This window comes from Luteolibacter sp. SL250 (assembly GCF_026625605.1).
GTDB lineage: Bacteria > Verrucomicrobiota > Verrucomicrobiia > Verrucomicrobiales > Akkermansiaceae > Luteolibacter.
The window spans coordinates 2494015-2512042 of sequence record NZ_CP113054.1 but is presented as its reverse complement, the minus strand read 5'-3'; the positions used below and the strand labels follow the sequence as shown (position 1 = coordinate 2512042).

General features: G+C 64.1%; 11 protein-coding genes. 7 read left to right on the top strand and 4 right to left on the bottom strand.

Annotated elements, in window-relative coordinates:
- Positions 1-128 precede the first annotated feature (128 nt).
- Both OVA24_RS11035 and OVA24_RS11030 read left to right on the top strand, forming a co-directional pair.
- Positions 129-1682: a PEP-CTERM sorting domain-containing protein gene (locus OVA24_RS11035; RefSeq protein WP_267669841.1), complete on the top strand. Its 1554-nt coding sequence runs from the start codon at positions 129-131 to the stop codon at positions 1680-1682.
- A gap of 74 nt (positions 1683-1756) precedes the next feature.
- Entirely contained in the window at positions 1757-2188 is a 432-nt protein-coding gene (locus OVA24_RS11030; RefSeq protein WP_267669840.1) for an exosortase system-associated protein, TIGR04073 family, read from the top strand.
- A gap of 161 nt (positions 2189-2349) precedes the next feature.
- On the opposite strand, the gene OVA24_RS11025 is transcribed toward OVA24_RS11030, so the two are convergent.
- The 4 genes from OVA24_RS11025 to OVA24_RS11010 all read right to left on the bottom strand — a co-directional run bounded on the left by OVA24_RS11025 (position 2350) and on the right by OVA24_RS11010 (position 9766).
- Positions 2350-3162, bottom strand: a complete 813-nt coding sequence (locus OVA24_RS11025) for a PEP-CTERM sorting domain-containing protein (RefSeq protein WP_267669839.1) — start codon at positions 3160-3162, stop codon at positions 2350-2352.
- 72 nt (positions 3163-3234) lie between these two features.
- Positions 3235-5079 (bottom strand): FAD-dependent oxidoreductase, encoded by a 1845-nt coding sequence (locus tag OVA24_RS11020; protein WP_267669838.1) that lies wholly within the window; start codon positions 5077-5079, stop codon positions 3235-3237.
- A gap of 41 nt (positions 5080-5120) precedes the next feature.
- Positions 5121-6593 carry a DUF1501 domain-containing protein gene (locus tag OVA24_RS11015; protein WP_267669837.1) on the bottom strand — a complete coding sequence of 491 codons (1473 nt, stop codon included), beginning with the start codon at positions 6591-6593 and terminating at the stop codon, positions 5121-5123.
- Entirely contained in the window at positions 6590-9766 is a 3177-nt protein-coding gene (locus OVA24_RS11010; protein WP_267669836.1) for a DUF1553 domain-containing protein, read from the bottom strand. The genes OVA24_RS11015 and OVA24_RS11010 overlap by 4 nt, the downstream gene beginning before the upstream one ends.
- Positions 9767-9989: 223 nt before the next feature.
- On the opposite strand from OVA24_RS11010, the gene OVA24_RS11005 reads away from it, so the two are divergent.
- The 5 genes from OVA24_RS11005 to OVA24_RS10985 all read left to right on the top strand — a co-directional run bounded on the left by OVA24_RS11005 (position 9990) and on the right by OVA24_RS10985 (position 18019).
- Positions 9990-12083 (top strand): sensor histidine kinase, encoded by a 2094-nt coding sequence (locus OVA24_RS11005; protein ID WP_267669835.1) that lies wholly within the window; start codon positions 9990-9992, stop codon positions 12081-12083.
- Between the two features lie 2 nt (positions 12084-12085).
- Entirely contained in the window at positions 12086-12721 is a 636-nt protein-coding gene (locus tag OVA24_RS11000) for a response regulator (RefSeq protein ID WP_267669834.1), read from the top strand.
- A 154-nt stretch (positions 12722-12875) separates the two neighbouring features.
- The gene (locus OVA24_RS10995; protein ID WP_267669833.1) at positions 12876-13415 is read left to right on the top strand and encodes a hypothetical protein; all 540 of its coding nucleotides are present in this window, start codon (positions 12876-12878) and stop codon (positions 13413-13415) included.
- A gap of 9 nt (positions 13416-13424) precedes the next feature.
- Positions 13425-14897, top strand: a complete 1473-nt coding sequence (locus OVA24_RS10990) for a DNA polymerase Y family protein (protein ID WP_267669832.1) — start codon at positions 13425-13427, stop codon at positions 14895-14897.
- A complete protein-coding gene (locus OVA24_RS10985) occupies positions 14894-18019 on the top strand; it encodes a DNA polymerase III subunit alpha (protein WP_267669831.1) in 3126 nt (1041 codons plus the stop codon). The genes OVA24_RS10990 and OVA24_RS10985 overlap by 4 nt, the downstream gene beginning before the upstream one ends.
- Positions 18020-18028: the final 9 nt, after the last annotated feature.

The window sequence follows — 18028 nt, the reverse complement described above, 5'->3', positions numbered from 1 at the left end:
TTTTTAACAGAGGGTTGGGTTCGTTACAGACGAATCCAACCCTTTTCCTTTGACGGAAAAAGAGAAATCCTTCGGGATCAGCGGGATTCGTCCGGACCGGCTCCGGAGAATCAAACCCTTATCCGACCATGAAACCCCCATCAGCGCCCTCCATCTTTTCCATCGCAGCCTGCCACGCCCTATTGGTCACCCTGTCCTGCTCCAGCGCCCACGCCCTCAACTGGGACGGATTGGCAACCGGGGCCGGAGCATCCGACGGGGGCGCGAACTGGAATGCGGGGAATGTCTGGTGGAACGGGACAAGCAGCGGAGCCTGGGTCGATGGCTCGTCCGCCGTGTTCGGAGCCGGAGGAATGGCCGGAACCGTCAATCTCCAGGGCCAGACCTACAATGTGTCCGGTCTGACGTTCAATGCGGTCGACCTGACCGATGTCACCGACCCACCTCCAACCGTGGTCCATCCCGCCTATACGCTCAGCAACGGAAGGACCAACATCGCCTCCGGCGGTTCCATCAGCATCGCCGCCACGGCGACCGGCCCCGATCCGAGCGACCGGATCAAGCTCAACCAGATCATCGGTGGCCATGACGTGACCATCACCCATACGGGAGGGTCGGTGTTCTATCAACTGGGTGGTTCCAACCAATGGACCGGAAACCTCACACTCGACGCGACCAACGGCAACAACAGCCAGTTCGTGGAGATCAAGGCACCCAACGCGATTTCCACGCTGGGCAAGATCACCGTGGAGAGCGGCAATACCCTTGCGATGGCCGCCTCCGGCACCTTCACCGGACCGGAGATCGAAATCCGGGGCACCGGAGCGAACAGCCGTGGGGCGTTCCGCATCGACGCCAACGCAACGATCAACAACAACATCACGCTGGCTGCGAACGCCCGCATCTCGACCATCAATGACGGCGTCGTGACGACTCTGGGAGGCAACATCACCGGAGCCTTCCTGCTCGACCAGAATTCCAGCGGCACCGTCGGCACCTTGATCTACGCGGGCACCAATACCATCAGCGAATTGTCCGCCACCAAAGGCAACGCACAGATCGGGGTGGGTTCCGTGGGCTCCATCACCGGCAATGTGACGGCGGGTGGAACGGCCGCGATGGTGACCGGAACCGGAACGATCAACGGCAACCTCAATGTCACCACCGGCGTGGTGAAACCCGGCGACCACACTGGCACCGGAATCGCAGGAGCCGGAACGGGTCTCGGGACCCTCAATGTGAACGGCAACGCCTCCCTCAACCTGACGGCAGCGGGAACCGCCGCCGAGTTCCAGATGGGATTGGCCAGCTCCGACCGCCTCGCCGTCACGGGCAATCTGACCCTCAGCGGTACCACTACCATTGTCGGACTGTTCGCCGCAGGTTACACGCCCACGGAGGGCAACACCTGGAACCTCATCACCTACGGCGGAACCCTCACCCAAGGCTCTTTCGATCTGGGCGCAAATATGAGGACCGGGGCCGACAGTGTCGGCAATGAAGGAAACCTGAACCTGCCGGACGTTTCCGCCAACGGGCTGGTCTGGGATGTCGCTCTCACGAACGGCGCACTCACCGCCACGCTGGCCGTCATTCCGGAACCCTCCGCGGCCTTGCTTTTCGGAGCTTCCACCACGCTCCTCACCCTCCGCCGTCGCCGGAAATCCGGCTGCGGGGAATAATTAACTTTCCTGAATCATTTCCGCCAAAAAACCATTGCCAACCCCACATCCAACTCCCTAACATCTTCCCCAGCATGAAAAAACTCCTCGTCATCGCTGCCTCCATGGTCGCCCTGTGCGGCGTGGTCTCCGCCGATATCCACGCACCACCCGCCTCGCAATACACCAAGTCCCGCAAGCTTGGCCGTGCGATTGGTAACATTCTCTACGGGGTGATGGAAATCCCCGAGCAAATCGTCCGCAAGACCGACGACCACGGCCGCAAGGCAGGCTGGTCCTATGGTGTGGTTGACGGCACCAGCCGCGGTCTCCGCCGTCTGGGTTATGGCTTCTACGAGCTGGTGACCTTCACCTGCCCGACCTATCGCGGCACCTTCAAGCCACCTTACGAGCGTTGCGGCGAAGACAACCGCATCGAGATGAACGTCAAGGACGGCCTCTCTGAATTCCCGCCGGAACTCGGTTTCGAGACCTACTTCAGCCACAGCCGCACCCAGCGCTATTGATCGGCTGACCTGAGAGTCCATTTTCAGAACCCGGTGGTGCCCACAAGCCCACCGGGTTTTTCTTTTTGGAGCGGGGACTTCAGTCCGCATCCGGGGAATCACGCCTCGCCTTGCCACTTCTTGCGAAGCAAGGCGGACTGAAGTCCGCGCTCCGTTCCCCCTTATCCCCTGCGCCTCCGGAGAACGGCGAGGAATGCCACGCCACCGGCAAGCGCCGCGGAGGAGGGCTCAGGAACCGTCTGGATCAGCAGGTTGTCCAGATAGGTGGTGGATTGCTGGGTCGTGCTCGTGGCCAACCGGAAGTTGAGGTTGCTTTCGGTCATGGCGTGGGCGGTGAAGCCACCGAGCACGCCGTCAAAAAGAGTGTTCCCTCCCTGGGTCGCGGACACATTGATCGTGGTCCCTCCGTGAAGAAGGGAGATGTTGATGGTGACATAACCTCCCGAGTTGTTGTCCGCCGCAGTGGTCGAATAGTCCCCGAAGGCGTGATAAAGCATGTTGCCCGGTACGGGATCGACGTCCACCGGGCCAATGCCATTTCCCCGGATGGCATAGAGGACGAACTGGCTGTCCGCCGAAGGCCCGGACCGTCCGAAGGCGACGGTGAGGGCGTTGCCGGCAGGCCCGAAAATGAGCCTGGGAACGCCCGCGGCATTCACATCCGCTGTCATTGCGGTGACGGCGAAGTCATACCTGATCCGGAGTTCCGACTGGCCGGCGGATGCCGTATTGAAGGCACCCGTGGCACCGGCGAACTGGGCCTGCGCCTGGCCGCTCCCGGTGTCAGTGAAAGCGAGTGACCTGGATCCGCCCGGGCCTGACGTTGAATAATCAGCCGTCGCATTGGTGCCACCGCTCAGGGTGACACCGGCCAGGTCGGTGCTGAAATCCGTGCTGATCGCTACCGCCGCATTCGCGGTGGGCAGGGAGATCAGAAACGCAGCGAGGGGGAAGAGGATCGGTTTCAGGCGCACGACGGGATTCCAAGGATAGGGGATGAAGCCGGGATTGCCTTGTGGTCAGGCTATTCCGGCATGGAGATGATATTACAGGGAAGGTGCGCCTGATTTTTCAGGAATGGATTTCAACATCTCCCCGACGTTTTCGTAGCGGGCGGATCCGGGTTGTTTCCACAGTGCCTTCGCCTCATCCAGGTGCTTGGTGTAGATGTCCCGTGGCATGCAGTCATGGGCGGTGGCCAGTGCGGCGGCACGACCGGCGGTGACTCCCATCATGCCGATGGTTTTCATGACGCGGATGCTGCCGAGCGCATCCCGGTTCACGCTGATGTTGCGGCCCGCCATGAAGAGGTTGGGCACATTGCGCGAGTAGAGCAGACGGTATGGGATCGGGTAGCCGACATACTTGTTCAGGCCTTTCCCCTGCTCCGCACGGGCAATGAACGGACGGCCCGGGATGGTGTTCTTGTATTTCTCCAACGGATAGTGGAGGTCGATGGGCCAGGTGGTGAGGAGGGTCGCGTCATTGAACTCCGTCTTGCCGATGATATCCTTGCCGCTCATCACGACATCCCCGAGCAGTTGGAGCGTCTCGCGCGGACCACCGATGTAGGCCAGCCACGTGAGTTCCGCGTTTTGGTGCTTGTTCTTGTCGCGTTCCGCGTAGGCACCGTGGTTCTTGATCGAGTTCCAGGAGCTGTAGGTGGCAAAGAGGTTGAGGTCCCGGGTCGTCTCCAGGTCCTTGATGGGATGCGCGTCATAGCCGCTTTCCCAGAACCACTCGGCATGGCCGAATCCGTCACGGACGCGCGGGTATGGGAACTGCGCGGAGGTGAACTTGAGCATCCATGGCTTTTCCTCAAACTTCACAGGCTCCTTGCGGTTCTGCCAAATCCACATGTTGCTCATGCCCATGCGGCCCTTTTCGGTTTCGGTGTGATCCGCACCGGCCCACAAGCCAATGAAGCCGTGGCCCGTGCAGTCGGAGAAAAGGCGTCCTGTGACCCGCTTGAGCTTCCCGGCGCCGATGTCCACCATCTTCACCGCGGCCAGCTTGCCGTCCTTCATCTCCACTCCGTAGGCGTGGTGGGACAGGAACAGGGTGATGTTCTTCTCCGCACGCACAACCTTTTCCTTCAGGTCGTCACCGAACTCCTTGGCAGGAGCGGGGGATGCGATCGCCTTGTCCTCGAATTCCTTCACGATGTCCGCGAGAGGATACTCGCTTTTCGGATAGTAGCCCTTCGCCCACACCCGGATCTCGGAAGAGCCGTTGCCACCAAGGACATCCCGGTTCTGGATGAGGGCGACCTTCAGGCCCATGCGGGCCGAAGAGATGGCGGTGGCGATGCCACCATAACCACCGCCGACCACGACGAGGTCGAAGTTTCCGGCGTCTTCCATCGCGGCTGGCACACCGGGGATTTTCCACGTGGTCCGCTCCTCGAAGGTGGCATCCGCAGGTGGATTGAACGCTCCGTCACTGCTGAAAAGGACGGCGTCGGCCCGGCCGTCGAAACCGGTCAGATCCTTGAGGGCGAGCTTCGCCTTGCCCTGCTTCAGGTTGACCTTGCCGGCAGGCTGCCAGGTCCACTTCTTGTCGTCCTTGCCCAGTTCCGCGACCAGCGGCTTGCCGTCGATGGAAACCTGGAAGGTGCCCGCTCCGGGCTTCTGGCCGAGCCGTGCTGTCCAATCAACGGTGCGGACCCACACACGGTACTCTCCGGCTTCCGGCACGGCCACCTCCGTGGTGGCATCCGCAACCGGCTTTCCCAGCCCGTGGGCGATGAGATAGGGCGAGCCCATGGACTCGATGAACTGGGTGTCGATCCCCCACCCGCCTTTGTCTGAGAATTGCTCCGCTTCGACGAGGAACGTGGCGGCCTGGAGCGGAAGGATGGCGGTGGCGTACAGGGGCAGCAGGAACTTCATTGATGTCTAAGTATGCGAATTGGAAAATGGAGTGGGCGAGGTCAGGCGAGGATGTCCTTGATGACATGGCCGTGGACGTCCGTCAGGCGGAAGCGGCGGCCCTGGAAAATGGTGGTCAGTTTCGTGTGATCGACCCCCATCAGGTGGAGGATCGTGGCGTGCCAGTCGTGCACGTGGACCGCGCCGGGCGTGAAGTGATCCTTGCTCGGCTCCAGCTTGTTTCCGTCCGCATCGGCGATGTTGTAGCCGTAGTCGTCCGTCGCGCCGTAGGTGATGCCCGGCTTCACGCCGCCACCGGCCATCCATCCGGTGAAGCAGCGGGGGTGGTGGTCCCGGCCGTAGTTGTCCTTGGAAATCTTGCCCTGGGAGTAGCTGGTGCGGCCGAACTCCCCTCCCCACACCACCAGCGTGTCATCCAGCATCCCGCGCTGCTTCAGGTCCGTGATGAGCGCGGCGCAGCCTTGGTCCGTCTCCGCGGTGAGCTTGGTGATGCCGCCCGGCAGCCCGCCGTGGTGGTCCCAGCCGGGGTGGTAGAGCTGGATGAACCTCACCCCGCGTTCCGCCAGCCGCCGTGCCTGCAGGCAGTTCGCCGCAAAGGTGCCGGGCTTGTCCACATCCGGACCATACAGATCCTTGGTCGATTGCGGTTCCTTCGAGGTGTCGCTGACCTCAGGCACACTGCTCTGCATGCGGTAGGCCATCTCATATTGGGAAATGCGTGTCTCGATCTCCGGGTCCAGTTCCGCCTCGAACTGCTGGCGGTTCAGTTCGCCCAGCTTGTCGAGCAGGGCGCGCCGTCCGCTCTGGCAGACGCCGTCCGGATTGGAGAGGTAGAAGACGGGATCTTTCCCGGACGAAAAGCGCACTCCTTGGTAGCGGGAGTCGAGGAAGCCATTCCCCCACAGCCGCGCATACAGCGGCTGGTCCGTCGGCTTCTTGGTGGTGAGCACCACGAAACCGGGCAGGTTGTCATTCATCGAACCCAAGCCATAGCTGACCCAGGCCCCGAGACTCGGACGCCCGGCGATCTGCGAGCCGGTCTGGAAAAAGGTCATCGCCGGATCATGGTTGATCGCCTCCGTCCACAGGCTTTTCACGAAGCAGAGATCATCCACCACCTTCGCCGTGTGTGGCAGCAGGGAGCTGACCCAGGCACCGCTCTGCCCGTGTTGCTTGAAGTCGAACTTCGATCCCGCCAGCGGGAAGCTCGCCTGGTTCGCGCTCATGCCGGTGAGCCGCTGCGCGCCGCGCACCTCCGGCGGCAGATCCTTTCCATGGAGGTCGCGGAGCTTCGGCTTGTAGTCGAAGAGATCCAGATGGGACGGTCCACCGGACATGAAGAGATAGATGATGCGCTTCGCCTTCGGGGCGAAGTTCGGGAATGCCGGAGCATTCACCGCCGCACCGAAGGCATCCCGGTCGAGCAGCGAGGCGAGCGCGGCCCCGCCGATCCCCTGCCCCAGGCGGGAAAGGAAGTGGCGGCGTGTGACGGCAAGTGGATGGAGCGGGTTCATCGCAGTGTGATGCTGGCGTCGAGGTTGAAGAGAGCGCTGGCCACGGTGGCGGCGGTGGCCGCTTCGATGGGAGGGAGCGCGGGGTCCGATTTGATCTGGCCGATGGAAAGGAGCTTGGCGGCACCCGCGGGATCCGCGGTGAAACTGTCCCGCTGCCCTTTGTACAACCCAAGCAGAACGGGAACCTCCTTCGGCCCGGCATTCCTGCCGGTCACTTCGCGGTAGGCCCACTTCACGCGTTCCTCATCGGTGGCTCCGCCTTCCTTCAGCATGCGTTCGCCGAGGGCACGGGCGGCTTCCACGAACTGCGGATCATTGAGCAGGACCAGCGGCTGCAGCGGAGTGTTCGTGCTCTGGCGCTTCGCGGAACAGGTGTCACGGGTCGCCGCGTCGAACACCATCATGTTCGGCGGGGTGGTGGTGCGCCGCCAGAAAGTGTACATCGAGCGGCGGTGGACGCCCGCTCCCTTGTCCTCCACATAGACCGGCAGGAAATTGTTCAGCGTCTTCCACATCGAGCCCTCAGCCTGGTAGGGCTTTGCCGGTGGTCCGCCGATCTGGGGCTGGAGGATGCCGCCGAGCGCGAGCGCGGAATCCCGCAGCATCTCCGCGGTCAAGCGGCGTGATGGCCCGCGGGCGAGCAAGCTGTTGTCCGGGTCCTTTTCGCGTCGCGCGGCATCCGCCCTGGAGTCCTGGCGGTAGGTGGCGCTGAGGACGATCTCCCGGCACATCCGCTTGTGATCCCAGCCGCTGTTGATGAAGTCCCGGGCCAGCCAGTCCAGCAGTTCCGGATGGGTCGGGTGGGCGCCCTGCAGCCCGAAATTGTCCGATGTCGCGACGATGCCGGTGCCAAAGAACTCCTGCCACAAGCGGTTCACCAGCACGCGGGAAGTCAGCGGATGATCCGGCATGGTGAGCCACTTCGCGTAGCCCAGGCGGTTGCGCGGTGCGTCCGCCGGGAAAGGAGGAAGGAATGCCGGCGTCTCCCGCTCGACTTTTTCGCCGGGCTGGTCATAGGCCCCACGCAGCAGGATGTGGGCGGGCCGAGGCTCGGCGGTCTCCTTCATCACGGAGATTTCCTTCACCCCGTCGATCACCTCCCGCCAGGCGGTACGGGCGGCGAGGAGCTTCTTCTCCCCTGCCCTGGCCTGCGGATGGATGGAGGAGAAATAATAGGCCCGCAGGGCCGCGGTTTCCTCAGGAGACAGCGTGGGTTTCGCCAGCAGGGTGGTGAGCGAGCTGCCATCCACAATCTGGGCGGATTCGATGGGTGTGATGGGACGGTTATAGATGCGGATGTCATCCAACGCGCCGTTGCGGAGGCCGAAGTCACGGCCTCGCGCCCCGAAGTTGATGGTACCCGACGTCCGGAAATCACGGCTGAGGTTGTCACGGACGATCTTGGTGGCGGCGGGCTTGCCGTTGAGATCGATCCTCATGCCGGTGGCCCTGCTCGAGCCGTCATAGGTGACGATGACATGGCTCCATTCCCCAACGGGGAGAGAATCGTCAGACTGGATGGAAATGGCACTACCCGGAAACTCACGCATGAGCGTCCAGCGGAGCCGCCCGTTCTCCAGCAACAGTTCGTAGCCGCAGAAGTTGGCGTCGAAGGAGGTGGTGTTGGCGATGACGACCGCCCTCGGATAATTCTCACCGGGTTTCAGCCAGAAGGAGAAGGTGAGCGGATCATGGCACTTCTTGATGCCGAAGTCCTGCATGGCGACGGCGTCGTCCCCGGTGCAGAGCATGCCTTGGCCCAGCTTTCCGGGAGTCTGCTTGTTCGCACCCTGGCGGGCCGTTTTCAACGGAGCTTTGGCTTTCTTCGGCGAAGCGGGATCCGCCTTGTCGGCGGGCTTCGCGGGATCCGGGGACGCCTGCGGGCCGACGGGCGGAGGAGCGGGTTTTTCAGCCGCGTTGGTGATCTGGCCGTCCTTGATCTCGTCAAAGGTGAAACGGGCGATGAGATCCGCATCCACGTATTCCCGCTTCCCAACGAGCCATGACTGGAAGTCCGCCTCATGGGCGGCGGGGATGCCGGCAAGGGCCTTCCCCGCACCGGCGACCGCCGAGGCGGTGCGGTCCATGGCGCTCTTTTGCTCCTGGGTGGGCAGCATCAACGCGGGCTGCGGCAGCGTGAGGCCGCGGTTGTCCCCTCCCTGGATCATCCCGTGTTCGTCGATGCTGTTGAAGAATGCGGCGAGGGAGTAGTAGTCCTTCGCCAGGATGGGATCATACTTGTGGTCATGACACCGGGAGCACTCGAAGGTCAAACCGAGGAACGCGGTACCGACGGTGTGCACCCGGTCGCTGATGCCGTCCTGGCGCATTTCCTCCGGGATGCTTCCGCCTTCGTTGGTCTTGCGGTGCAGGCGGTTGAACGCCGTGGCCAGCTTCTGGTCATGCGTGGCGTCCGGCAGCAGATCCCCCGCCAGTTGCTGGGTGATGAACTGGTCCCAGGGAAGGTTGTCGTTCAGAACCTTGATCAGCCAGTCCCTCCACGGCCAGGTCTGCATCTCGATGTCCGCCTGGTAGCCGAAGGAATCCGCATAACGCGCGACATCCATCCACGGCACGGCCATCCGCTCCCCGAAACGGGGAGAGGCGAGCAGGCGGTCCGCCACGGTCCCATATGCATCCGGTAAAGTGTCCGCGAGAAAGGCGTCGATCTCCGGTTGGGATGGAGGAAGTCCGGTCAGATCGAAGGTGACGCGCCGCAACCAGCGCTCCCGGCTGGCTTCCGGAGATGGCTTCATTTTCTCCGTCTCCAGACGGGCGAGGACAAAGCGGTCGATGTCGTTGCGCGGCCACGCTTTGTCAGCGACGGCGGGAACGGCGACCACGGAGGCAGGTGCGATGAAGGACCAGTGGGGCTGATATTCCGCCCCTTCGTCGATCCACTGTTTGAGCAGATCCTTTTCCTGCTGCGTGAGCGTGAGGTGGGACTTCGGCGGCGGCATCACCTCATCCGGGTCTTTGGAAAGGATGCGCAGGAGAGCCTCGCTGTCGGCGGATTTGCCGGGGACGATGGCGTCCTTGATCGCCTCCTCGCGGAGGTCCAGGCGGAGGTCCGCCTCACGGTGGGAGGAGTCAGGGCCGTGGCAATGGAAGCACTTGTCCGAGAGGATGGGGAGGATTTGCCGGTTGAAGGATACCTCCCCCGCGGAAGCCACGGCGGGCAGGCAAATGAGCAAACCCAACCCCAGCAACGGATGCCGGAAGGGTGATTTCAGGAATATGGGTGATTGCCTGGCCATCGGGATCGGGTTTCGACATCGCGCCGGGGTTCAAGGCGGCAATGATTCGGTTATCCTTTGAATCTTCCAAATTTCGCTTCCTGATTCAAGTACACGGAGGTGTAGAAGAATCCGCGCGGGCGTCCGCGTAATCATCCCCATGCCGAAGCGCCGATCCATCTTTCGTCCCGCCCTGATCGGCATGATGCTTTTCCTCCTCCCCAACGGGGTCCGGGCGCAGGCACCGGCGACCATCGGGGAACTGCGGGCCATCCCGAAACCGATGGTGCCTGACCATCCCCCCGTCGTCGTACGGGGAATCGCCACATCGGTCCGCGGCGAGAACTACCCCGACTTCATCCTGCAGGATGCGACCGGCGCGCTGGCGATCATTTTCGGGAAAGAGGTCGGCCCCATCGCCGAGGGGCAGATGGTGGAGGTGGCAGGACGGATCGATCCATCCAACACCTCCATGCGCATCCTCGCCGACCGGATCACCCCCGGGGAAATGGTCGGCCTCCCCGCCCCGGTGAAGGTGGATGCCGCGGACCTCGCGGATGGCTCGAAGGACTGCCAGTATGTCGAGCTGTCCGGCGTCATCCGCACAGTCCACACCGATGCCAGCCTCCAGCCGGTGAGGTTGATCCTCGGCCTGGGACCACAGGACCGGCGGCTGACCATCTGGGTTTCCCATTTTGACGGGGAGATCCAGGCGAAGCTGCGGCCAGATACGGCGGTGACCGTCCGCGGTGTCTGCCGTTCGTGGCGGACCTTGAAATACCAGCCGTTCGGCACCTTCATCGTCGTCACGGATCCATCTTCCATCCGGATCGACCGGGCGGCGCCACCCGGCCCGGCGGAACTGCCGGTGCGGTCGCTGCCGGAGATTTTCCAACTGACCATCGATGATCTGAAAGCCCGCCGGGAACGGATCAAGGGGGTGGTGACCCTGGCGTGGCCGGACACCCAGGTGGTGCTGGAGAATTCCGAAGGCTCCATGTTCCTCACCACCGGGGAGGATATGGGATTGCGCCCCGGCGATGAAGTGGACATCGCGGGTTTCCCCACCCGGCGGGACAGCCGTGTGGTGATGGAGGATGCCGTGGTGATCCATGGATCCCCCACCGCGCAGGAAGGCCCGATCACCCCGCTGGAGATCACCCCTGGACGGATCATCAGCGAAGCGAAGTCACTGGACCTGGACGGCCGCCTCCTGGGGATCGATGGCATCTTCCGCCAGATGATGCGGGAGGACAAGCGGCACATCCTGATCATGGGTTCGGACGACGGCCGGGAGTTCCAAGCCATCCTGCCGGTGGAGGAACCCCTGCCCCGCGCGCTGAAAAGCGGTGCCCGGGTGCGGATGGACGGGGTGTGCCGGATGTTGTTCACCGAACAACCGGTCAGGTCCCGCTCCGTCCCCAACAGCTTCGAGCTGATGCTGCCGGATGCAGGTGCCATCCGGATCATCCAGTCCGGACCATGGTGGACCACCGGACGGCTGCTGATGGTGCTGGCCACGCTGTTCATCATCCTGGGGATTTCCATCCTCTGGTCCCTTGCACTGAGGCGGCAGGTGCGCAGGCGGAGCGAGCTGCTGCTCCAGGAAATCCGTTCCCGTCATGATGCGGAACTTCTGGCGGCGGAACGGAGCCGTCTGGCGTCAGATCTCCATGATACCCTTTCACAGTCGCTGTCCGGCGCGGCGATGCAACTGGAGGTTGCCGGCGCCCTTTCCGCCGGGGAGTCCGGGACCACCGGCCACTTCACGCTCGCCAAGCGCCTGCTCGCGCGCAGCCGTGAGGATCTGCGGCGGGCGGTGTGGGACCTGAATCCCAGCGTGATGGAGGACCGGGACCTACCCTACGCCCTACGGAAGATCGCGGAAGAGATCAACCAGTCAGGCGTCTGCGAAGTGACGGTGGAGGCGACCAACGGCGGGATCGATCCGCTCCCGGAACGGATGCGCACCCATTTGTTCCGGGTGGGGCAGGAGGCGATCAACAACGCGCTGCATCATGGCCAGCCACGTCACATCCACGTGCGCATGGAAGTGGCGGGCGGCCAGGTCCGGCTGTCCGTCGCCGATGATGGCCGCGGCTTCGACCCCACCACCGCCCCCGGTCCGGACCAGGGCCATTTCGGGCTGAGTTCCCTTTCCGAGCGGTTGGTCCGGCTGGGAGGCAGCCTTGACATCACCAGCTCTGAAAAGGGCACCATCCTCACCGCGCAAGTTCCCAGTGACGCCGCATGACCATGAAAGCCGATCCGTCACGCATCCGCCTGCTCATCGCCGATGACCACTACATCGTCATCATGGGCCTGACCGCGCTGCTCAAGCTGAGGAAGGAGTTCCAGGTGGTCGCCAGCGCGCGCGATGGAAAGGCGGTGCTGGAGCTCTACCGCGAGCACCACCCGGATGTCGTGCTGATGGATCTCCAGATGCCGAAGCTGGACGGCATCGGCGCGGTGAAGGAACTCCTCGCCGAGTTCCCTGACGCCCGGGTGATCATCCTGACCAGCTTCGGCCGGGAGGAGGATGTCCACCTCGCCTTCAAGGCCGGTGCCTGCGGCTACCTGCTGAAGGAAGCGGAACTGCCCGTACTGGCGGAAGCGATCCATGCCGTCCACCGGGGGGAACGCTGGATGCCCGCCAATGTCGCCCACCTGGTGGCGGAGCGGGCGAAGCTGCCGGAGCTTTCCCGGAGGGAAGTGGAAGTCCTCGAACTGGTCGCCAAGGGCCTCCGCAACAAGGAAATCGCCGACCTGCTGGGGTTCAGCGAAGACGGCGCGAAGCAGCACCTGAGGAGGATCTATGGCAAGCTGGGCGTCACCGCCCGGGTGGAAGCCATCGCGGAAGCCCAGCGGAGAGGCATCCTCGACCGGCGGTAGTCAGGCCGCCATAAACTGTTCGATTGAACATTTAAACAACGGACGATAAAGTGCCTTCGTGCCTGCCCCCGGGATCGAAGATTTGCGCCGCCAGCTACGGGAAAAATTTCCCGCCGCCCATGGCGTGCAGTCTGGGAGCGCCCCCCGGAAAACGATGGGAAGTCCTTTCCAGATGGAGTCTTTCCCATCCGGAACCATCTCGGAAGTGATCCCCTCCGGACCGACGGCCGGGCTCTCGCTGGTGATCGCGGCGCTTTTGGGAGATCCCGGGGAAGGCAGCCCCCTGCCGGAACTGGCGCTGATCGACGGGGCGGATGGTTTCGATCCATCCTCCCATACCGCCGCGGCCTGCTCCCGGTTGCTGTGGGTGCGCTGCGCCTCCGCACCGGAAATGCTCAAGGCCGCGGATCTGCTGGTGCGCGACGGCAACCTGCCGTTCGTACTGCTGGACGCGAGCGGGCTTCCACATCGCGAACTGGCCGCCATCCCGGCGTCCTCCTGGTGGCGGCTCCGGCAGATGGCCGGGCGCACCGGCGGGCGGCTGGTGGTGCTTTCCCCCTCCCCCATCGTGCCGGGAACGGGCCTGCGGCTCAGGCTCTCCGCGGATCTTTCCCTCCACGACTTCGATGCCCCCCGCCGGGAATTGCTCGAAAGGATGGCCACTGATTCCGAAAGCCTCCGCCAAGCCACCTGACCGCGCGCCATGTTCATCTCGTTGCACATTCCGGATTTCGCGATGGCGGCGGCCTTGGCCGGTCACCCGGAAGGGAGGGATGCGCCCTGCGCCATCCTCGCCGCATCCTCCGGGAAGGTGGTGAAGGAAAAGCTGCCCCTGCTGGCCGTGAACCAGGCCGCCCGGCACACTGGTATCGGCGAGGGTTGGCCGCTCAACCGCGCGCTGGTCCGCTGTCCTTCGCTGAAGGTGATCCCCGCCGATCCGGAGCGGGAGGTATCCCTGAGGGAAAAGCTGATCCTTCTCGGCGAATCACTGACGCCGGATCTGGAACTCACCGCCGCGGATACGGTGACGCTCGATCTTTCCCACCGCAGAGCTGCTGTGGAACTGCCGACGGTGGAACTGGCGGATGCCGACCTGTGGCAAGGCCGCGCCGCCACGCCGGATCTCGCCCATCTGGCGGCACGCCATCGGGAACTCCACGGGCGCATGATCTCCCCCGCCGATCTTTCCCCGCTGCCGCTCGACCGGCTCGGCATCTTTTCCCCCGGTGAGAACTGTCTCACCATCCTCGGCTGGTGGGGCATCAAAACCCTCGGCGACTTCATGAACCTGCCACGCCAGGCGCTGGCCGAACGGCTGGGGCCGGAGAGCGGGCACTGGCATGATGTGCTGCACGGAAAGTCATGCCGCCTGCTCCGCCTCCACCGTCCGCCGGAAAGTCTGGCGCAACGCATCGATTTCGAGGACGCCGCCTGCACGCTCGATCCGGTGATTTTCCTGCTCAAGCGTCTTCTCCACACCCTCGCCGGCCGTCTGGCGGGCCGGTCGCTCGCCGCCGGGCTGCTCGACCTGCGGCTGACCCTGGAGTCCGGCAATACCCTCACCCGCCGCATCCGCCTGCCGGATCCGCAGACGGCGGTGGAAGGCATGCTGGCCCCTCTGCAAACCTGGCTGGAATCCCTCCGGCCGGATGCGGCGGTTGTCGCCCTAGAACTCGATGCGGAAGCCACCGCCAAGGACGCCTCCCAGCGCGACTGGCTCCACCGGGAACTGCCCAACCCGTCACGCTGGGCGGAAACGCTGGCAAAACTGGAAGCGCTGCTCGGGCCGGGCCATGTCGGTGTTCCCGTGCCTGCGGACTCCCATGCAGCGGACGCTTTCATCCTCCGTCCGGCGGCGGGAAACGCCGGTGCTGTCCTTGCCCGGCCGTACCATCCCGCCTGCCCGGTGCCGCTGCAACGCTACCGCCCTCCCCGCCCCATCGCCGTGGCCCATGAATGGACCGACGGAAGGCCCGTGCCACTCGCGCTGCTCACCGGTTCCCATCCCGGTGAGATCACCGGTCGCCGTGGTCCTTTTTCCTCCTCGGGCACATGGTGGCAGCCGTCGGAAGCATGGCAGCGGCTGGAGTGGGACATCCAGATCGCCAGCCGCCATCTGCTGCGGCTCGTCTTCGAAACGCCGGACCGCTGGCAACTGGAGGGCATCTACCGGTGACAGCCCCCTTCGCGGAACTGCACGCCCTCTCCGCCTTCTCTTTCCTGGAAGGGGCCAGCCAGCCGGAAACGATGATCCGTCATGCCGCCGAGCTGGGATACGGGACTATCGCCATCACCGACCGGGCGGGCTTCTATGGCTCCGCGCGGGCGCACCACGCGGCGAAGGAATGCGGCATCCGCGCCCTCGTCGGGGCGACGCTCGATCTGCCGGACGGCACGTGCTTTCCCGTCCTGTGCGCCACGCGGGAAGGCTACCGGATGATGAGCCGCCACCTGAGCGACCGTCACCTGCTGCCGGAGGAACCCCACAGCCTCCCCCATGGCACCGGGCATCTGGTCGCCCTCACCGGCGGGCGTGACGGCCCGGTGTGCAAGCCCCTGCTGCGCGACGACCGACCACAGGCACTGGAAGCCGCGCAACGGCTGGTCACGCTGTTCGGCAGGGAAAATGTCTTTGTGGAACTCCACCGCCACGGACTGCGGGAAGACGGACGCATCAACCGCCACCTCATCGATCTGGCCGGGCATCTCCGCGTTCCCGTGGTGGCGAGCAACGCCCCCCTCCACGCCACACGCGGCGACCGGCGGCTGGCGGATGCCTTCGCCTGCCTCCGCCATCATGTGCCGCTCGACCGGGCCGGACGCCTGCTGGCCGCGAACGGTGAACGCCACCTGAAATCCCTCCCGGAAATGGCCGCGCTTTTCGCCGATCTGCCGCACGCCATCCACAACTCGCTGCGCCTCGCGGAACGGATCGGTTTCACGCTGGAGAACCTCGGCTACCGCTTTCCGGCTTTCTCCGACGGTCAGGGAAAGCCGCTATCGCTGGATGAGCAGTCCGCACGCCTCCGTCACTTGGCCTACGCGGGCGCTCGGAAACGCTACGTGAAATCCAGCGCCAGGGTGAAGCAGCAGCTCGAAAAAGAACTGGCGTTGATCGGGCAGCTCGGCTTCCCAGGCTACTTCCTGATCGTCCACGAGCTGATGGAATTCGCCCGCGGGCGCGGCATCCTCTGCCAGGGCCGGGGGTCTGCCGCGAACTCGGTGGTCTGCTACTGCCTGGAGATCACCGCCGTCGATCCCATCAAACATGAACTCCTCTTTGAAAGGTTCCTGTCGGAGAACCGGAAAACCTGGCCGGACATCGACATCGATTTCCCATCGGGCGACCGCCGGGAGGAGGTCATCCAGCACGTCTATAAAAAGTATGGCGTCCGCAACGCGGCCATGACCGCCAACGTCATCACCTACCGCTCGAAATCGGCATTCAGGGAAATGAGCAAGGTGCTGGGCTTTCCGCCGGAACTGGCTGACCGCTTCTCCAGCGGCTCCCACCGTTTTTTCCGCAAGGATGACGAAGTGGCGGAAGTGAAAAGCCAGTTCGAGGACCAAATCGCCCCTCTGATCCCCCCTTCCCACCCGCGCCTCGCCGCGCTGGACCACCTCTTCCACGCGGCGCTCGGTATGCCCCGTCACCTCGGCCAGCACTCCGGCGGCATGATCATCTGCGACCACGGGCTGGATGCCGTCGTCCCGCTCCAGCCCGCCACCATGCCCGGCAGAACCGTCGTCCAGTGGGACAAGGACGATTGCGAGGACTTGGGCATCGTCAAGATCGACCTCCTGGGACTCGGCATGCTCGCCGCCATCGAGCATGCGCTGGAGATCCGTTCCCGCCGCGGTGATCCGGTGGACCTCGCGAAGATCCCGAAAGACGACCCCGCCGTGTTCGATCTGCTCTGCCGGGCCGACACCATCGGCACCTTCCAGGTGGAATCCCGCGCCCAGATGGCGACCCTGCCCATCCTGCGTCCCCGCACCTTTTACGATCTGGTGGTGGAGGTGGCCATCATCCGTCCCGGCCCCATCGTCGGGGATCTCGTCCATCCCTACCTCCGCCGCCGCAACGGCCGTGAGCCGATCGACTGCATTCATCCGGACTGTGCTGAAAACCTGAAGCGCACCTTCGGCGTCCCCCTGTTCCAGGAACAGGTCCTCCGCATGGCGATGGATATCGCCGGCTTTACGGGAGCGGAGGCCGACGAGCTGAGGCGGGCCATGGATTTCAAGCGCAACGACGAACGCATGCAAAAGGTCACCGCCAAGCTCCGGCTCGGCATGACCGCGCGGGGAATCAGCGAGGAGGTGCAGCAAAAGGTCGTCGCCGCCATCGGTTCCTTTGCGCTCTACGGCTTTCCGGAAAGCCATGCGATCTCCTTTGCCCTGCTGGCCTACACTTCCTGCTGGCTGAAGGTCCACCACCCGGCGGAGTTCTACACCGCTCTCATCAACCACCAGCCGATGGGCTTCTACTCGGTCCACACCCTCCTCCAGGACGCGAAACACCGCGGCATGCGGGTCAAGCCGGTGTCCTGCCTGTCCAGCGAGGTGCAGACCACCGTCGAGGATGACCTCACCATCCGGCTCGGCTTGCACCGGCTCAAGGGGCTGTCAGCCGCCACCGCCGCCCGGATCACCGGGATGAGAGAGGTTCAGGCTTTCTCCTCGCTGGAGGACTTCCTTTCCCGGGTGAAGCCCGGCGACAAGGAACGGCGGATCCTCGCCCGGGCCGGAGCCTTGAACGGGCTTCCCGAAGTCGCCCACCGCCGTCAGGCGCTCTGGCAGGTGGAACTACCCCTCCACGACGAACTGCTCCCGCCCGGCAGACCCGGCCCAGTGGAATATCTCCCTGTCATGTCGTCCACCGAGCGGCTGTCGGCGGACTTCGAGATCCAGGGAGCTTCCACCGGCCCGCACCCGATGCAGCTCTGGCGCAAACGGTCGGCAGACAGGAAGATCCTCCGCGCCAACGACTTGCGGAACCTGCCCCACGGCATCCCCGTCACGGTGGCGGGCATGGTCATCTGCCGCCAGCGCCCCGGCACCGCCAAGGGGCACTGTTTCATTTCGCTGGAGGATGAGACCGGCATCGCCAACCTGTTCGTGAAAAAGGAAACCTTCCACCGGCTGCGCGCCGTGATCACCAGCGAGCCGTTCCTGCTCTCCCATGGCCATCTCCAGCGGTCGGAAGGCGACCAACCGACGGTTTTCATCCACCACATCGAGCCGTTGCCGGGTGTGGAAGCCAGCCAGGCGGCACGGTCACATGATTTCCACTGACCAGTGGCT

What these genes read in the sequence shown, in the direction of transcription:
- OVA24_RS11035 (WP_267669841.1), top strand. Translation starts at nt 129, where the DNA reads ATGAAACCCCCATCAGCGCCCTCCATCTTTTCCATCGCAGCCTGCCAC.
- OVA24_RS11030 (WP_267669840.1), top strand. Translation starts at nt 1,757, where the DNA reads ATGAAAAAACTCCTCGTCATCGCTGCCTCCATGGTCGCCCTGTGCGGC.
- OVA24_RS11020 (WP_267669838.1), bottom strand. Translation starts at nt 5,079, where the DNA reads ATGAAGTTCCTGCTGCCCCTGTACGCCACCGCCATCCTTCCGCTCCAG.
- OVA24_RS11015 (WP_267669837.1), bottom strand. Translation starts at nt 6,593, where the DNA reads ATGAACCCGCTCCATCCACTTGCCGTCACACGCCGCCACTTCCTTTCC.
- OVA24_RS11005 (WP_267669835.1), top strand. Translation starts at nt 9,990, where the DNA reads ATGCCGAAGCGCCGATCCATCTTTCGTCCCGCCCTGATCGGCATGATG.
- OVA24_RS11000 (WP_267669834.1), top strand. Translation starts at nt 12,086, where the DNA reads ATGAAAGCCGATCCGTCACGCATCCGCCTGCTCATCGCCGATGACCAC.
- OVA24_RS10995 (WP_267669833.1), top strand. Translation starts at nt 12,876, where the DNA reads ATGGGAAGTCCTTTCCAGATGGAGTCTTTCCCATCCGGAACCATCTCG.
- OVA24_RS10990 (WP_267669832.1), top strand. Translation starts at nt 13,425, where the DNA reads ATGTTCATCTCGTTGCACATTCCGGATTTCGCGATGGCGGCGGCCTTG.